This window comes from Pseudoalteromonas rubra, from assembly GCF_005887095.1.
GTDB lineage: Bacteria > Pseudomonadota > Gammaproteobacteria > Enterobacterales > Alteromonadaceae > Pseudoalteromonas > Pseudoalteromonas rubra_E.
The window spans coordinates 51,234-68,364 of sequence record NZ_PNCI01000043.1 but is presented as its reverse complement, the minus strand read 5'-3'; the positions used below and the strand labels follow the sequence as shown (position 1 = coordinate 68,364).

Below are 17,131 nucleotides of genomic sequence, written 5' to 3'. Positions count from 1 at the left end.
TTGAGACTCTAAATTTTTTTGCGTCACTACCTAAGTAGCTTCGCTGTTAGAACTCAATCTGTACGAGTGCCCACACAGATGATTGCTTCATATTTTTAAAGAACATAATCCGGTTACCCGGTGTAACTAACCTTGGTTAGTTACCGCAGCCTTGCTGCGAAGTGGAGCGCCATATTAACCGCTTCACTTTTAAAGTCAACTAGAAAATTTAATTTTTCTTAATTAAGCTTTCCGTTTGGCTTTTCCTTCACTTGGCTCGTTGCTTTTCAGCGCTGTGCCCCGTGTCGGTGGATGCGCATTATAGGGAAATCGAAACTCAGCGCAACCCCCTTTTTGAAGAAAAGTGAGAAAAACAGTGTGTTCGAATGAAATTCATACCAGAAGGCGCAAAAATGCATGTAAAACATGCAATATTGCGCTTTTTACCGGGCTGGAGATCTATAGAGCAAAGCTCTACACTGAACTCAGTACCGAGAGTAGCGGTAACAGCAGGTAAAAAAGGGATACTAAAATGACAAATAAATACAAAGGCAGAAGTTATAAAGGCAAAACCCCCAAATTAGCCGCCGGCGTGTATGTAGATGAAAGCGCCGTTCTGGTTGGCGATATTGAAGTAGGAGAAGACAGCAGTGTCTGGCCTTTGGTCGCAGCACGAGGAGACGTGAACTATATAAAGATTGGTAAACGCACTAACGTTCAGGATGGCAGCGTATTACATCTTACTCGCTCAAGCGCTTCAAACCCGGATGGTTACCCTTTGATCATTGGAGATGATGTGACCGTTGGTCACAAAGTGATGTTGCATGGCTGCCAGCTGGGTAATCGCATCCTGGTGGGTATGGGCGCGATCGTTATGGACAATGTCGTAGTTGAAGACGATGTGATCATAGGAGGGGGTGCCTTGGTACCACCTAACAAACGCCTTGAGTCGGGCTACCTGTATGTAGGCAGCCCGGTTAAACAGGCTCGTCCGCTCAACGAGCAGGAGATTGCGTTTTTAAAGACATCGGCGCAGAACTATGTCGAGTTAAAGGATGACTATCTCTCAGAGCTGGACTAACTCTATTTCTCCTTGTGCCGAGTATGCTTCATCTTCTATAAGCTGCTCGGCTTGCATTTCGTAATCAAACTGGTGTGCTTTAAAATGCGTGAGCGCCAGCTCTCTTGGTAGCGCTGTCGCAATCACACAAGAAACCAGCATCCCCGAAACCATCGCAGTGAATACCAAGCAATTGCGTGTGTCATCGAAGTGAATATCATCATTGATCAGTATCTGTTGATTCATAGCCTGCCCTCTTTCATTGCATTGAGCACCGGGGCAACCTCAGGCATTTGACCTCGCCACAAGGCAAACGCTTCAGCAGCTTGTCCCACCAGCATACCCATACCATCCACACAGAGCGCTTTCGCATTATACTCAGCGACCCAAGCTAAAAAGGCAGTTTGTTGATCGCTATAAAACATATCGTAAGCGAGCGAACAGTTACTAACATGTTGAGGGGCGATATCAGGCACCTGCCCTGTGACACTCGATGACGTTGAGTTAATCACCAGATCATAGTGCTTATCGGGAATGTCATTTAGTGCAACGCCCTGAACCTCACCATATTCGCCAAATAATTGGGCAAGTTGCTGTGCTTTTTCTGCGGTACGATTGGCAATCACCACAGTGGCGGCCCCGGCCTGCAACAGCGGAAATATACAGCCTCGCGCAGCGCCTCCCGCACCAATCAGCAAAATTCTGGCGCCTGATAAGGTTTCTGTATGACGCAATAAATCAGCAACTAAGCCTGCTCCATCGGTATTGTCACCCAGTAATGTTCCATCTGGCTGAGGCATCAACGTATTGACCGCACCGGCTAATCTGGCTCGCTCCGTCAACTGCCCAGCCAATTGATACGCACGTTCTTTAAAGGGTAAGGTGACATTGGCACCCTGGCCACCTTGGGCAAAGAATTCCATTACAGTCGATTCGAATTCAGATAATTCAGCCAGTATGGCACGGTACTCAATGACCGAATTAAACTGACCGGCAAATTGCGTATGAATGGCAGGAGATTTAGAATGCTTAATCGGGTTTCCAAAAACCGCGTATTTATCCATTGAACGGCCTAACAATATAGTGATGTTATATGAAGCAGTTAATTAAACGCATCTTTAATCAAGATGCAAGTGACAATCCATCCTCAGATGCAACACATCAGGCTCCGACGCCCGAGAAAACACCTTATGAGATCATCGGTGGCGAAGCTGGCACCCGAGCGCTGGCCAACCGCTTCTATGACATTATGGAAAGTGACCCCTACGCTAAGCCTTTATACGACATGCACCCGTTACCACTGGATCGCATCCGCCAGGTATTTTTCGAGTTTCTGTCCGGCTGGCTCGGTGGACCAGACTTATTTGCAGAGCAATATGGTCACCCCAGACTCAGAATGCGTCATATGCCATTTACAATAAATAAAGACCTCCGCGATCAGTGGATGTACTGCATGGACAAAGCCCTTGATCAGGAAGTCGACAACCCTTTGTTACGAGAAGGATTGCGAAAATCGCTGGCTCAATTAGCCACACACATGATAAATCACGACTAAAGTATTAATTTTATATTAAATTAGCGCAATAATTTTTTGCGCTAAGTCAAACTGCCCTGGTTACTAAACACGCATAATAACGGCTCTGCTTTTTTTAGGTGCGATGCGTGTGAAATCCATTCAACATAAAATTTATGCGTTGCTTGCCATTACAGGTGTACTGGTGCTGATCGCCAGTATTTTAAGTAACTCAAGCCAACAAAAACAACTGGCCGAAGAAACCGTCGAGACCAATATTCGCTTATTGGCAGACAATTATTTCGATTCGATCAATACCATGATGCTTACCGGCACCATGGCAAACCGCGAGATCCTCAGCGATAAGATGCGCAATCACGACAATATTGAAGACGCGCATATTATTCGGGGAGATAAAATCAATAAGCTGTATGGCATGGGTAACCCCAATCAGCAACCCACCAGCGAGGTCGAGCGGGCAGCATTACGGGGTCAGGAAACCCTAGTTATTGAACAGCGCGATGGCAAACGTATCATGACTTATCTCAAGCCGATGGTCGCAAAAGAAGACTATAAAGGGACTAACTGCCTCGGTTGCCATCAGGCTCAAGAAGGCGACGTGCTCGGTGCAGTGCGGATCAGTTACTCTCTTAAAGATATTGACGACACGGTACACAGCAACACCTGGCTGAGCACAGGTTTACTGACGGGCATCTTTGCTACGACGTTTGTCATTCTGGGTGTTATCTTCCGCAAGCTCTTTATCGTGCGCCTGAAAACGCTGGGCCGTACGATGCGCCTGGCTACTCAAAACAAGGACCTGTCATTGCGTATCGACGATACCATAGATGATGAACTGGGCCGGCTGGCCATTAACTTTAATAAAATGATGGCCTCGTTCAAGGAAAACATTGCCCAGGTGTCCGCCTCATCGCATGTCTTGATCCAGTCTGCGGAACAAATCTACAACGCCGCCGACACCACAGAACAGGCAATTCAGGAGCAAAAACAAGGCACAGATTCGGTTGCCGCTGCGATCAATGAGTTGGAAAGCTCGTCCAGTGAGGTAAAGAACACCACTCATTTTGCCTCTGAAAAGTCTGACAGCAGTAATCATCTGGCAGAACAGAGCATGGCTGTCGCTGAGCGCACAGAGCAGAGCATCAATCAGCTGGCACGCGATGTGCGCCAGGCAGCCGATCAGGTTAGCCAGCTTCAGACCCAGACACTGGAAGTAGGAAAAGTCTTGGAAGTGATCAGTAGTATTGCCGAACAAACGAACTTGTTGGCACTGAATGCTGCCATCGAAGCGGCGCGAGCCGGTGAAGCGGGTCGTGGGTTTGCAGTGGTTGCCGACGAAGTGCGTACCCTGGCCACCCGAACGCATGACTCAACCGACGAAATCAAACGCACCATAGATAAGCTGCAAAATGAAGCAGCCCAGACAGTCAGTGCCATGAGTGCGTCTTGTGAGGAGGCGGATGACCGCGCCATGCAGGTGAAACAGGTGGCACAGGCACTTAAGGACATTTCGAATCAGATGCATGAGATCAACGCGCTGAATGTACAAATTGCCGATGCGACGGAGCAGCAGAATCTGGCTGCAGAGGAGATCAATCAAAGTGTGGTGGCCATCCGTGACAACGCTGAGCAGTCATTAATTGACGCCCATGGCAGCAAACAGATCAGTGAAAACCTGCTCGAGCTTGCCCGCTCTTTGGATGAGCAGGTACGCAGTTTCCGTCTGGAATAATACTATCCTGATATAAAAAAGGCGCCACCGGCGCCTTTTTTATACCAATTTGCTTAATTAAGTGTTCTATTTTGAGGCGAGAAAATAGGGTCGATAACACCGCTCTCGCGTCCTGCTATCACTGAGGCACCTACATCCATGTAGGCGAGGCAAAAATTTTGCTATTTAGTTGTTCTAAATAAGAAATTTTTAACGCCGTTAGCGCCATATTTGCTCCGTCAAATTGAACAGGTATTAAGTGAAATTGGTATTATTATGTAGTCGAACTAGTCATCTAGCGACGTCATAGCCAACCAGTCTCGTGGACGCAAAAAGTGCTTGTACAACAAAGCCTCTGGCGCGTCATCGGCTGGCGTAAAATCATATTCCCAGCGTGCCAGCGGTGGCATCGACATCAGAATGGATTCTGTCCGCCCACCCGTTTGCAACCCAAACAAAGTGCCACGATCCCAGACCAGGTTAAACTCGACATAACGGCCACGACGATATAACTGGAACTGACGCTGCGCTTCACTGAACGGCGTGTCTTTACGCTTTTCCATGATTGGCACATAGGCATCCAGGAAGCCTTTGCCTACTGCTTGCATAAAGGCAAAGCTGGTGTCAAAACCCCACTGGTTGAGATCGTCAAAGAACAAACCTCCCACACCTCGGGTTTCTTTGCGATGCTTAAGATAAAAGTAATCGTCACACCATTTTTTATAATCACCATAGACCTGCTCACCAAACGGCTCACACACCGCTTTGGCTACACCATGCCAGTGCTTTACATCCTCAAGCACCGGATAGAATGGGGTCAAATCGAATCCGCCACCGAACCACCAGATAGGTTCTTCGCCTTCTTTTTCTGCGATGAAGAAACGCACGTTCGCGTGACTGGTGGGAATATGCGGGTTTTTAGGGTGGATCACCAAAGATACACCACAGGCATGGAAGCTACGCCCTGCCAGTTCAGGTCGATGGGCTGTGGCAGAGGCTGGCATAGACGCGCCATAGACGTGAGAGAAGTTCACGCCCCCCTGCTCGATTACCGCGCCGTCGCGCATAACACGGGTACGACCGCCGCCGCCTTCTTCACGCTGCCACGCGTCTTCAATAAACTTGCCACTGCCGTCCGCTTGCTCCAGACCCTGACAGATCTCGTCCTGCAGGGCCAGTAAGAACGCTTTAACAGATTCTAGGTTTACCTGACTCAAAGTCATTAACTCCTTATGATTTTGCCACTTAAGGCATCACGGATCTGACTTGGGCTAGTTTGTTTACCCAGCTCACCCGCCTGATAAAATGCCACCCGATCACCAAATGCAGCCTGAGCTTCTGCTAAGGTCTTAGCCGGCTCTTCGCCACTGAAGTTGGCACTGGTAGACACAATCGGTTTGCCAAATGCCTGACACAATTCTTTCACAACAGGATGATCGGTCACGCGAATTGCAATACTCGGGTTGCCGCCCGTGACCCACTCTGGTGCGCTTGCTTTTACTGGCAACAGCCAGGTCACCGGGCCGGGCCAGGATGAAAATATTTCTGCGCGTTTGTCTTGCGGAATTTTACTGTCATCGACGTACGGCAGGCACTGAGCAAAATTATCGGCAATGAGGATCAGCCCTTTTTCTACCGGGCGGTCTTTCAGTGCCAACAGCGCATGGACGGCTTGTTCGTTATCGGGATCACAGCCCAGACCAAAAATGGCTTCGGTCGGGTAACAGATCAGCCCCCCCTGTTGTAATGCTTCGACGGCATTTTGGGGTAACTGACGTTGCGTATCTTGTTCGCTCACTGAGGCTCCTCAATTGTATGCTGACAAACTTTCTGCGGGCATTGTAGCACAGCTTTTCCACCCCGGTGTTTTTGCACCATGACGGGCCAGCCGCAGGCCTCACAAGCATGTGCTATTGGTGGGTGGTTAACGCTGTACTTGCATTGTGGATAGGTATCGCAGGCATAGAAAAACTTGCCGTACTTGTTCTTACGTTTATGTAAGGTGCCTTTATGGCATTTGGGACAGGGCGGGCCCGGTGCTTCTTCGGGCTCTTCATCGTGGGCAATATAGTGGCACTGAGGGTAACCTGTGCACCCAATAAACATGCCATAGCGACCATTGCGTACTACCAGCGGCTCGCTACATAAAGGGCAGGCACTATCTTCCAGTACCTTGATATCATGGTTATCATGATGGGCGATGGCGCGAATGTAGTCACAAGCGGGATAACTGGCACAACCCAGGAAAGGGCCAGACTTACTGTGTTTGATCACCAATTCAGAGCCACACTTGGGGCATACTTCGTACTCCCGCTCCAGGGCATGCTGGTCTGCATTAAACAATGAATGATCTATTTTACTCATAACAAATCCCCGTCCACTTCACCCTTATGGTTTTGCGCCCATAATAGTATCAAGGGAAAGTGATATAAGGAACAAAGAAGCGTCAGTCAGGCAGTGCGCCTGACCCAACGACGTTGTGCCCTTTAGTGAAAGTAAGAGAATTAATGCAGCGGACCTGTAGGTTCTTCGAAGATCAGGTCTTCCATCTGGGCATAGGCATGCTCTTTGCCAGGCACATTAAACAGTACCATCAGGATCACCCATTTTAAATCGTCCAAGCAGATAGTTGGCTTATCCAGCGCACATAAACGGTCGATGACCATTTCACGGGTGGTGCTGTCTATCACCCCAATTTGCTCAACAAACATTAAAAAGCCCCGGCACTCAATGTCCAGCATGGCACATTCTTGCTCAGTGTAGATCCGGATCGCACTATCCGGACGAGCATTTAAATAGGGAATTTCATCTGACTGCTGTAAATCAGCTAGTTGTTCCAGCCAGTCCAGTGCTTTATAAATCTCGTCTTGATTGAAACCGGCCCCGACCAGTTCATCTGTCAGTTCATTTTGCTCGACGAAGATATCCGCTTCGCTGTGAATATAGTTCTCGAATAAATACATTAGGATATCAAACATAATTAACCCCTCGCTAATTTGATGTAGCCGTCTAAAACGCGTTCTACTTTGTCTTCAAGCTCAAGGTCCAGCAGTCTGGCAAGCACCTTCTCTACTGGCCACTGGGTCCTCTGCGATAAGGTATCTACACTGGTTACCTCAAAGCCGAGATGTTGCAATACGGGGCAGTGCTCCTGTTTTTTGTCACTTTCTACTATATATAGACCGTTTTCGGAGAAAAATCTTACCTCTTCGAGAATATCCTCGACCCGCTCGGTTAATTTTGCACCGTCTTTCAATAAATGATGGCACCCCTGAGATAAGGGATTGCGGATCGATCCAGGCACCGCAAACACTTCTTTGTTTTGCTCCAGCGCATACCGCGCGGTGATTAAAGAGCCACTCTTTATTTCGGCTTCAACAACCAATACCCCAAGTGACAACCCGGAAATAATCCGGTTACGACGAGGAAAGTGCTCCGCCTTGGGCTGACTGCCGGGGAGAAATTCGCTGATCAACAACCCCTGTTCCGCTACCTGCTGATATAGCCGGCTGTGTCTGCGTGGATACACCACATCGACTCCGGTACCAAGCACAGCCAGGGTCGCCCCTCCCTGACTCAACGCGCCCTGGTGCGCCGCGCCATCGACGCCCCTGGCAAGTCCGGAAGTCACAGCCATACCCACATCACTAAGCGCGCGACCAAATTCTTTTGCAATATCCAGTCCTGTCGCAGTGGCATTCCGACTCCCTACAATGGCAATTTGTGGTTGAGATAATAAAGACAATCGCCCTTTGCAAAAGAGCATCATAGGCGCACTGCTGATCTGTTTTAATAATGGGGGGTAGGCGGCATCAAAGTAACCAACCAATTGAATATGCTGCGCAATACACTGCTGAATAAGGGTATCGATAAAATGCCAGTCCGGTGATTGTAGGTACCGGATTGCTTCCTGAGGCAACCCAACTTCGCGCAATCTGAGTGGCGAAACAGTAAAGAGTTCGGCGGGCGCGATATGTTGCATAGCCCGCTCAAGCGTCGTGCTGCCCAGCCCGGGACATATCCTCAATGCCAGGCTGTGACGTAAATCCAATGTTGTCATGCTCCCTCCTTGAGCTTGTCGTCGTGCCGAGCTTAATTTATTAAGCTTTCCCCGGACAAGAGGAGGGCTTTAGCGACTGCTAACAGAATCTCCCACTCGCACGGGCTGGCGTGTCTTAGTGACCATGGCATAACTGATATTGTCATACACTTTGAACAGCATCAGCTCGCCAACCTTTTCCTTAGGCATGTGCCAGACGACGCTGTCTTCATCATTGCCTTCACCAAACCATTCACTGACTTCGGTGATGACTTTATCCAGGCTGCTGGCATCTTCGATATAACTGGGGCCAGTCTCCTTTTCAATCACTGTAGGTGACTGACGATGGATTGCAAGTACGTTCCCCTCTTGCAGGTCGTCTTTACGACCTAAGTCGATAACCACAACAGCCATGGTACTGAACTCGCGCAACTTATTACTGCTGGCGATGATATTGCCAGAGATAGCCTGCATCGGTTGAGTCATTTTGAAATTCGCAGAGTAAGTTTGTCCGCTGGATATGGGCATCAGTACATCACTGGGCTTCACTTCCCGACGAACCGACTCAATCTTAACGGTACTCGGCTCACCGGCTTCAATGTTGCCAGTTCTGATCACCCGAGCCGTTCCTACCAGGATTGACTCATACGCCAATATCGCACCGTTATCAGGATCCCGATAGGCATCTCCCTTACGGTATATACCATAATTGCCACCACGCGGCAGATCCCCTTTAACATACAAAAGATGACCTTCAATATTCATTTTGTAGTTAAAGTTTGACCCCAGAACCATTGGCAGCTCAGCAAAGTCACCAGCCCCCAGCGCTTGCTCAAAACGCATAAAAGGTTCCATTACCGCCAATGGTAACGTAGGTATGGCTTGGTTTTTATCGCTTACGACACGAGCCTGAGGGGATAGTCGACGTACGCCCTTAGCCAGACTCAAGCGCGGATTGCCCTCGCTGTCGTACTGCAGCGATAACACATCCCCGGGATAAATCAGATGCGGATTTTTGATCTGTGGATTCCACTGCCATAGTGCAGGCCACTTCCAGGGACTGTTCAGATACAGACTAGAGATATCCCAAAGGGTATCCCCTTTTTTAACAACATAACGCTCGGGCGCACTGGTTTTAACCGCCAGCGTTTGTGCTAAGGCAGGAAAAACAGCACTCGTTGCCAGCAAAAGGGCGGCAATATGAGATTTCATGCAGGCTTCCTTGAGTTATTTTTCGATATTATCCACCAAAACCTGTTAAAGGGGAACGTGAATGGCTAAAATAAGAGCATACATTACCCCATTTAATTCAAGTGTAAAAGGTATCTATGGCTAAGTTAGCAGTACTGAGTTTTCCTGATGAGCGTTTGCGCACGGTTGCGAAACCGGTTGCCGAAGTGAATGACGAGATCCGCCAGATTGTCGCGGATATGCTGGAAACTATGTATGAAGAAAATGGTATTGGCCTTGCAGCTACGCAGGTAGACATCCACCAGCGTATCGTGGTGATCGACGTTTCAGAGGAACGCGATGAACCACGCGTGCTGATCAACCCAGAAATCATTGCCAAAGATGGCTCGACTATCAGTGAAGAAGGCTGCTTATCTGTGCCTTATTCCTATGCCAAAGTCGATCGCGCTGAAACCGTGAAAGTAAAAGCCCTCAATGAACATGGCGAAAGCTATGAGTTTGATGCTGATGGCTTGTTGGCCGTTTGTGTTCAGCACGAGTTGGATCACCTGCAAGGCAAGTTGTTCATCGATTACTTGTCGCCGCTGAAACGCCAGCGGATCCGTAAAAAAATCGAAAAAGAAGCCAAACTGGCGGCGCGCGCGTAAGCGTGCCGTTTCCAACTACAATTACTACCTAACTGGAACCTCAAGTGAGCAAATCTCTGCGTATTGTCTTTGCGGGCACCCCGGATTTTGCTGCCAAGCATTTGGCAGCGCTAATCGCATCACACCACGACGTTGTTGCTGTATACAGCCAACCAGACCGCCCTGCCGGTCGCGGTAAAAAACTCAAAGCCAGCGAAGTAAAAACCCTGGCACTGGAGCACAACCTGCCCGTCTACCAGCCACAATCACTCAAGTCTGACGACGCACAGGCAGAGCTTGCCGCGCTAAATGCCGATGTCATGGTGGTCGTGGCTTATGGTCTGCTGTTACCCAAAGCCATTTTGGATACACCACGGCTTGGCTGTCTGAATGTCCATGGTTCAATTCTGCCACGCTGGCGCGGCGCGGCGCCCATTCAGCGGGCTATCTGGGCTGGCGATAAAGAGACCGGTGTCACCATTATGCAAATGGATGAAGGTCTGGATACCGGCGACATGCTGCACATTGCCACCTGTTCGATTGATGCAAACGAAACCAGCGCCAGCTTGTATAACAAACTGGCCGAACTGGGACCTGATGCATTAGTAGAGACACTAAACAAACTGGCCGAAGACAAGCTTAGTGCCGAGCCACAGGATGACGCTCAGGCCAATTACGCCAAAAAGCTGTCCAAAGAAGAAGCCAATATAGACTGGGCAATGGACGCGACACAAATTGAACGTAACATCCGCGCCTTCAATCCCTGGCCAGTTTGCTACACGCAGATGCAAGGCCAAACCGTGAAAATCTGGCAAGCAAGCGTAGTTGCACAGCAAGGCACACCCGGACAGGTGCTTAGTGCCGACAAAACCGGCATCACCATTGCCTGTGGTGAGCAAGCACTGACTATCACACAACTTCAGCCTCAAGGTAAAAAGCCCATGTCGGCACAAGACTTTTTAAATGGCCGAAGCGACTGGGTAACCCCTGGTAGCCAGGTGGGTGCCTGATGGCCAACGTACGCGCGCTCGCCGCGCAAACCCTGTTTCAGGTTGTTGATAAAGGCCAGTCTCTGACGGCCCAACTGCCCTATGCCAGCCGTCAGTTGCCGGTAAAGGATCGCGCCCTGTTACAACAGATCTGTTATGGTGTTTTGCGTTATTTGCCCAGCCTGGAGCACTATTGCCAGCAACTTCTAGAGCAACCGCTTAAAGGCAAGAATCGGGTTTTTCAGTTTTTATTGTATGTCGGTATTTATCAGCTACAACATATGCGAGTGCCCGCTCACGCAGCCGTCGCCGAAACGGTCAATGCGGCCAATAAGCTGCAAGCGCCGGGCCTGAAGGGACTGATCAACGCGGTATTGCGTAACTTTCAGCGCGCTCAGGACACGTTAGAAGCCAGCGCCGACGCCATCCCGGTATGCAAATACAACCACCCGGGCTGGTTTATCAAAAAGCTACAGGCAGCTTACCCGGAGCATTGGGAAGAGATTTTAACCGCTAACCAGCAACAGGCTCCCATGTGGTTACGTGTCAACCAGCGTCAGTCGAGCACCACAGACTATGCCGAACGACTCAATGCTGAAGGCATAGCCCATACCCTGGACTCAGACTTTGTGGATGGCATTTTGCTGACCAAACCTGTGGATGTGCAGCAGCTACCAGACTTTGCTCAGGGTGCCAGCTCAGTACAAGATGCCGCAGCGCAAATGGCAGCCCGTTTACTAGACCCACAAGATGGCGAGCACATTCTGGATGCGTGTGCCGCACCTGGTGGCAAAACCTGCCATATTCTGGAATTGGCCGATGCCAATGTGATTGCTTTAGATGCCGATGGTGAGCGCCTGAAACGTGTCGACGAGAACCTTAACCGTCTGCATCTCAGCGCCCAATGCCTGGAAGCCGATGCCGCAAATCCGGATACCTGGTGGCAGGGCGAGCAATTTGACCGTATTTTGCTAGACGTACCTTGCTCGGCAACCGGTGTGATCCGCCGCCACCCGGACATCAAATGGTTACGTCGTGCAACCGATATCGATGAACTCGCAGCGCTACAGGCCAGCATTTTAGATGCCATATGGCCTCTGCTGAAGCCTGGTGGTACGTTAGTGTATGCAACCTGCTCCGTACTGCCCCAGGAAAATGCTGAGCAAGTTACGGCGTTTTTAACACGTACCCAAGGTGCTCAGCTTATGCCTCTGCATGACCAAGACACGCCGGAAAAACCAGGGCTGCAACTGTTACCAGGCCAGACCGATGGCTTTTATTACGCACGGCTGAAAAAACAATAATAGCGCTAGACTAGCTTATGAAAATCATCATCTTAGGCGCCGGACAAGTCGGCGGTACACTGGCCGAAAACTTGGTCGGCGAACAGAACGAAATTACCGTCGTAGACATTGACGGAGAGAGACTGAGGGAATTGCAGGACAAATATGATCTGCAAGGCGTAACGGGACACAGTGCACATCCAGATGTCCTCAGGCAAGCCGGTGCCGAAGATGCCGATATGGTCATTGCGGTGACCAGCTCGGACGAGGTCAATATGATCGCCTGTCAGGTGGCCTACAGTATTTTTAATACGCCCACCAAAATTGCCCGGATCCGCTCTGAGCAATACCTGAAGTATCGGGAAAAGCTCTTTCATAACGACGACCTGCCGGTTGACCACTATATAGCACCGGAGCAATTGGTTACCCGTTATATTCGTCGTCTGATCGATTACCCAGGTGCATTGCAGGTGCTGCAGTTTGCTGATGGTATGTTATCGCTGGTTGCCGTTAAAGCCTATTATGGTGGCCTGTTGGTTGGCTATGCCCTGTCTGCGCTGAAAGAGCATATTCCCAATGTTGATACTCGGGTGGCAGCGATTTATCGTCAGGGTAAAGCCATCAAACCTTTGGGTACCACAGTGATAGAGGCCGATGATGAAGTATTCTTTATCGCGGCAACCAAGCACATTCGTGCAGTTATGAATGAACTGCAGAAACTCGAACGTTCGTATCGAAAAATTATGATTGCCGGTGGCGGTAATATCGGCGCGGGATTGGCGAGATCGTTGGAGAAAAATCACAGCGTTAAGCTGATTGAGCGTAATCTTGACAGGGCCTCTTCTCTGTCTGAAATGCTCGACAATACGGTGGTGTTCTGTGGAGATGCTTCAGATCAGGAGTTGTTATCCGAAGAGCACATCGAACAGGTCGATGTCTTTATTGCCGTCACCAATGACGATGAAGCGAACATCATGGCTGCCATGCTCGCTAAACGTATGGGTGCCCAGAAAACCATGGTTCTCATTCAGCGAGGTGCTTATGTTGACCTGGTGCAGGGAGGAGAAATCGACATTGCTATCTCACCTCAGCAAGCGACTATTTCGGCTTTGCTCACGCATGTCAGACGTGGTGATATAGTAAACGTTTACTCACTACGTAAGGGTGCTGCTGAGGCCATTGAAGCGGTAGCTCATGGTGACGAAAACACCTCAAAAGTGGTGGGCCGTGCGATTCGGGACATCAAGCTACCAGCGGGCACTACCATTGGCGCTATCGTCCGTGACGACGAAGTACTGATCGCCCACGATGACACCATTATCCTGTCGGGCGATCATGTCATCATGTTCCTGATCGACAAAAAGCAGATTGGCGTGGTTGAAAAGCTCTTCCAGGTCAGCGCACTGTTTGTGTAAGCGGTTAGCTATCTAGCTGGTCTGGCTTTATGCCGATCAGCTAGCTCTCACCTTCATCAGACAAAATCGACAAATCGATCAAATAGTCTTTTAGCACTGCTTTAATGGTCGTATCCGGACCCACAACCTGGATACCTAAAGACACATTACCCTCTGCACTTTCTATAATACGACACACTTTGCCTTTTATCGCGGAGGCATTGTCGTCTTTGCCCTCAATCAGCACTTCACAGTTTTCTGACTCCAGATCGTCGGGCAAATGCTCTTTTTGAATATCAAACATCATGCCTGACAGAGAAATGTCTTTTATCACACCCACTTCATTGTAGTCTGACAACTGTAATATGGCGGGTATAAGGGCAGGTACACGGGTTTGGGCGCGCAGCTGATAAGTTTGTACTTCATGAGGGTAATAAAGAAAAATAAGCCGCGCGGGGTGATTACTAATGGCTTTAATGTTCTCTTTGAAAGCAATGATCTGACCATCGCTGTCTTCTGGCAGGGCCCGGACAATGATTTCCGTTCCTGTCTTCACATAATCTGCCGCCGCGCCGAGTCGCTTAGGGTTGGGATAGTTTAAAATAATATACTGGTCTTCAAGCACCCCGATAAACTCTGTACGGACGCGTTTGCGACTCGCTGGCATCACAATTTCAATATCAATCAAACTGCCTGCCGGGATCTGCGATAAATGCTTCCTGCTCCGCTGCGTTTTACGCCTTAACATCTTGTAACCCTACTAACGACACTGCCCATAGTGTAGCAGTAAAATCCCTTTTAGATAACGGCAAGTACCCTATAAAGGGGCTGCTTTAGTCTTATTGCAAGTATCCTTTCAATAATACAGCAGCATCTCTGAGCGACATCATACGGCTTTGCGCTTCCAGCGTGCTTAACGCCAGGTGCTGCTCATAGTGCTCAGTGAAAAACAGCATAGGTTCGCCATTGCGCTTCGTGATAAAGGTAATCCCGAGCGTCTGCTCATGTGCACTGGGTGTCAGACGACCAGTTTGGTCTTTCATAACCAAAGGTGGCAAAGTACGCGTTTGCCACAAGGCATTCTCGGAGATAATACCAATCACACACTCGCTGACTTCGACACCATCATAGCGCAAAAGTGGTACACTGCCGTGGGCCGACGGAAGACAATGATCATACTGCAAACACCCAGCCCCACTCATATACTGATTTAGCTGAGCCACACAGTTGGTTAAGTCGCTGGCGCCGTCGGTCAGATTTACCTGGCTGACTATCCCTGCTTGTATTGCTTTGTATTTATTTTGATGTGACATGGCAAACATCTCGGCCATTCCTCATAGTTTTGTTATCTGGCAACACCCACCTTCCTGTGTGGGTAGACTATAAAAATAGGGATTTAACCCTGACGATACAAATATGACATCAGCGCTAATGAAAAAATGCATTTTTTGCGTTTTTTGATATATTTTTTTAACCGGAGTTAACCAAAGAAAGGTAGAAATTTACACAGCATCTTCTAACCCTCTGATTTGTAGTCACTCTTATTATTTTAAAGATTATGCATACAGATGAAAAAAGTGCGTTTAATTTACAAATATACCTTTATCAGGTTCTATCAGTTTAGGAGGTCATCAATGTTCGGGTGAGCAAGCGATAGGTATCCAATGCCACCCATGGCTGTATTGTAGCTCGACCATCCAAGGCTCAGCGCCCCCGGCCTCGCGTTCGGCCAGCTAATTTAGATTGGTGCAGAAAGCCATCCGTGGCGGTGTATTCCGGCTCGACCGTCCAAGGCTCGGCGCCCCCGGTCTCGCGTTCGGCCAGCTGCGATATGCCACTGGCATATCGGTCTGACCTCACCCACGCCAGAACGTGGGGGTGAACAGAACCAGTAAGGTGAAGATCTCGAGGCGGCCGAAGACCATAGCGATGGTCAGGATCCATTTAGCAGAATCAGGAATGTCCCCATAATGTGCGGCTACATCGCCCAGGCCCGGACCCAAATTATTCAGACAGGCCGCAGTGGCAGAGAAAGCTGTGATGTTATCCAGTCCGGTACCCAGCAGTGCAATCATGATGATCACAAATACCAATGCATAGGCTGAGAAAAAGCCCCATACCGCTTCGACAACCTTGTCGGGCAACGCTTTACGACCTAACTTAATAGAATAGATAGCACGCGGATGAACCAGGCGATTAAGCTCCCGGATCCCCTGCAGATAGAGTAAAAATACCCGCACTACTTTCATACCGCCGCCCGTGGAGCCCGCACAGCCTCCAATAAAGCTGGAAAAAATCAGCAGAATTGGCAGGAACAAAGGCCAGGCTGCAAAGCTGTCGGTGGCAAAGCCGGCGGTGGTGCTGATAGAGACCGCCTGAAACAAAGCATGATCCAGGGTTTCATCCCCATTGCTGTATACCTGCTTGGACGACAGCACCGCAAAACACAGCACCACCAGCGCCAGCTGAATAAACAAAAAGACTTTGAGTTCAGGATCTCTGAAATAGACTTTGATATTCCGACCCGCCACGGCCGCATAATGCAAAGAGAAGTTAGCCGCAGCAATAAGCAGGAAGAACACACAAATGGCATTGATCATTGGGCTGTCGAAGTAGCCTATCGAGGCGTCATAGGTTGAGAACCCCCCAATGGCGATGGTCGCAAAGGCATGACAAATGGCATCAAACCAGCTCATGCCTGCCCAGGCATACGCCAGCGTACAGGCCAGAGTCAGCGTCACATAGATATACCATAAATGCTTGGCGGTATCGGCAATGCGCGGCGTCATCTTGGAATCCTTGACCGGCCCTGGCGTTTCTGCCCGGTACAGCTGCATGCCACCTACGCCGAGCATAGGCAGTACGGCAACGGCCAGTACAATGATCCCCATACCGCCGAGCCACTGCAGTTGCTGGCGATAGAAAAGCACCGACTTAGGTAAATACTCGATACCTGTCAGGACCGTCGCGCCTGTGGTTGTCAGACCGGAAAACGCCTCAAAGACGGCATCGGCAAACGACAAATTAGGTTCGCTTAAGAAGATCAGCGGCACGGCCGCGAAGGCGCCCAGTACCAGCCAGAACAAAACCACGATCAAAAAGCCCTCTCTGGCTTTCAGATCGCCCTGCTCTTTGCGGTTTGGGTAGTAGGCCATCAGGCCAATCAGGACACTAAAGATAAATGCCAGAACAAACGGCACACCGCCGCCGTCCTTATAGATCAAAGACACCAGCGCCGGTGGCACCATAGTCAGACTAAAGAGCGCAACAAGCTGTCCGAGTATCTTTATAATGGTACGAAATTGCATAGCGCGATTCGCGAGTT

The 17,131-nt window shown here is 49.5% G+C and carries 18 protein-coding genes; 7 read left to right on the top strand and 11 right to left on the bottom strand.

Translation table 11 applies throughout. The annotated features are described in order from the left end of the window. Nucleotides 1–511 precede the first annotated feature (511 nt). Complete coding sequence (locus CWB99_RS18305) at nucleotides 512–1,060, top strand: gamma carbonic anhydrase family protein (RefSeq protein WP_138550114.1); 549 nt, start codon at nucleotides 512–514, stop codon at nucleotides 1,058–1,060. On the opposite strand, the gene CWB99_RS18300 is transcribed toward CWB99_RS18305, so the two are convergent. Both CWB99_RS18300 and aroE read right to left on the bottom strand, forming a co-directional pair. After that, nucleotides 1,046–1,285 (bottom strand): DUF1488 domain-containing protein, encoded by a 240-nt coding sequence (locus CWB99_RS18300; RefSeq protein ID WP_130245879.1) that lies wholly within the window; start codon nucleotides 1,283–1,285, stop codon nucleotides 1,046–1,048. The genes CWB99_RS18305 and CWB99_RS18300 overlap by 15 nt on opposite strands. Further along, complete coding sequence (aroE, locus tag CWB99_RS18295) at nucleotides 1,282–2,103, bottom strand: shikimate dehydrogenase (protein ID WP_138550115.1); 822 nt, start codon at nucleotides 2,101–2,103, stop codon at nucleotides 1,282–1,284. The genes CWB99_RS18300 and aroE overlap by 4 nt, the downstream gene beginning before the upstream one ends. A gap of 29 nt (nucleotides 2,104–2,132) precedes the next feature. Between aroE and CWB99_RS18290 the strand changes: the two genes are divergently transcribed. After that, nucleotides 2,133–2,594 carry a group II truncated hemoglobin gene (locus tag CWB99_RS18290; protein ID WP_125718693.1) on the top strand — a complete coding sequence of 154 codons (462 nt, stop codon included), beginning with the start codon at nucleotides 2,133–2,135 and terminating at the stop codon, nucleotides 2,592–2,594. Between the two features lie 103 nt (nucleotides 2,595–2,697). Beyond that, nucleotides 2,698–4,305, top strand: a complete 1,608-nt coding sequence (locus CWB99_RS18285; protein WP_138550116.1) for a methyl-accepting chemotaxis protein — start codon at nucleotides 2,698–2,700, stop codon at nucleotides 4,303–4,305. 266 nt (nucleotides 4,306–4,571) lie between these two features. Here the strand turns inward: CWB99_RS18285 and hemF are convergent, their stop codons facing one another. The 6 genes from hemF to CWB99_RS18250 all read right to left on the bottom strand — a co-directional run bounded on the left by hemF (nucleotide 4,572) and on the right by CWB99_RS18250 (nucleotide 9,535). Further along, complete coding sequence (hemF, locus tag CWB99_RS18275) at nucleotides 4,572–5,507, bottom strand: oxygen-dependent coproporphyrinogen oxidase (RefSeq protein WP_138550117.1); 936 nt, start codon at nucleotides 5,505–5,507, stop codon at nucleotides 4,572–4,574. Further along, on the bottom strand, nucleotides 5,507–6,082 hold the full coding sequence (locus CWB99_RS18270; protein WP_138550118.1) for a Sua5/YciO/YrdC/YwlC family protein: 576 nt from the start codon (nucleotides 6,080–6,082) through the stop codon (nucleotides 5,507–5,509). The genes hemF and CWB99_RS18270 overlap by 1 nt, the downstream gene beginning before the upstream one ends. Next, complete coding sequence (locus tag CWB99_RS18265; RefSeq protein ID WP_010384822.1) at nucleotides 6,079–6,648, bottom strand: DNA topoisomerase family protein; 570 nt, start codon at nucleotides 6,646–6,648, stop codon at nucleotides 6,079–6,081. Before CWB99_RS18265 ends, CWB99_RS18270 begins: the two co-directional genes overlap by 4 nt. 140 nt (nucleotides 6,649–6,788) lie before the next feature. After that, a complete protein-coding gene (locus CWB99_RS18260; RefSeq protein ID WP_138550119.1) occupies nucleotides 6,789–7,262 on the bottom strand; it encodes a DUF494 family protein in 474 nt (157 codons plus the stop codon). 2 nt (nucleotides 7,263–7,264) lie between these two features. After that, nucleotides 7,265–8,344 (bottom strand): DNA-processing protein DprA, encoded by a 1,080-nt coding sequence (gene dprA / locus CWB99_RS18255; RefSeq protein WP_138550120.1) that lies wholly within the window; start codon nucleotides 8,342–8,344, stop codon nucleotides 7,265–7,267. A gap of 69 nt (nucleotides 8,345–8,413) precedes the next feature. Next, nucleotides 8,414–9,535 (bottom strand): LysM peptidoglycan-binding domain-containing protein, encoded by a 1,122-nt coding sequence (locus CWB99_RS18250; protein WP_138550121.1) that lies wholly within the window; start codon nucleotides 9,533–9,535, stop codon nucleotides 8,414–8,416. Nucleotides 9,536–9,651: 116 nt separating this feature from the next. Here CWB99_RS18250 and def point away from each other — a divergent pair, with 116 nt between their 5' ends. Genes def through trkA form a run of 4 tightly spaced genes read left to right on the top strand, consistent with a single transcriptional unit; the run spans nucleotide 9,652 to nucleotide 13,827 of the window. Beyond that, a complete protein-coding gene (gene def, locus CWB99_RS18245; protein WP_138550122.1) occupies nucleotides 9,652–10,161 on the top strand; it encodes a peptide deformylase in 510 nt (169 codons plus the stop codon). 44 nt (nucleotides 10,162–10,205) lie between these two features. After that, a complete protein-coding gene (fmt, locus tag CWB99_RS18240) occupies nucleotides 10,206–11,150 on the top strand; it encodes a methionyl-tRNA formyltransferase (protein ID WP_138550123.1) in 945 nt (314 codons plus the stop codon). After that, the gene (rsmB, locus tag CWB99_RS18235) at nucleotides 11,150–12,433 is read left to right on the top strand and encodes a 16S rRNA (cytosine(967)-C(5))-methyltransferase RsmB (RefSeq protein WP_138550124.1); all 1,284 of its coding nucleotides are present in this window, start codon (nucleotides 11,150–11,152) and stop codon (nucleotides 12,431–12,433) included. The genes fmt and rsmB overlap by 1 nt, the downstream gene beginning before the upstream one ends. Before the next feature lie 17 nt (nucleotides 12,434–12,450). After that, nucleotides 12,451–13,827, top strand: a complete 1,377-nt coding sequence (trkA, locus tag CWB99_RS18230; protein ID WP_054016216.1) for a Trk system potassium transporter TrkA — start codon at nucleotides 12,451–12,453, stop codon at nucleotides 13,825–13,827. 40 nt (nucleotides 13,828–13,867) lie between these two features. On the opposite strand, the gene CWB99_RS18225 is transcribed toward trkA, so the two are convergent. The 3 genes from CWB99_RS18225 to CWB99_RS18215 all read right to left on the bottom strand — a co-directional run bounded on the left by CWB99_RS18225 (nucleotide 13,868) and on the right by CWB99_RS18215 (nucleotide 17,114). Beyond that, nucleotides 13,868–14,554 carry a flagellar brake domain-containing protein gene (locus CWB99_RS18225; protein ID WP_138550125.1) on the bottom strand — a complete coding sequence of 229 codons (687 nt, stop codon included), beginning with the start codon at nucleotides 14,552–14,554 and terminating at the stop codon, nucleotides 13,868–13,870. 91 nt (nucleotides 14,555–14,645) lie between these two features. Further along, a complete protein-coding gene (locus tag CWB99_RS18220; protein ID WP_138550126.1) occupies nucleotides 14,646–15,119 on the bottom strand; it encodes a hypothetical protein in 474 nt (157 codons plus the stop codon). A 543-nt stretch (nucleotides 15,120–15,662) separates the two neighbouring features. Beyond that, nucleotides 15,663–17,114, bottom strand: a complete 1,452-nt coding sequence (locus CWB99_RS18215; protein WP_046004757.1) for a TrkH family potassium uptake protein — start codon at nucleotides 17,112–17,114, stop codon at nucleotides 15,663–15,665. Nucleotides 17,115–17,131 lie beyond the last annotated feature (17 nt).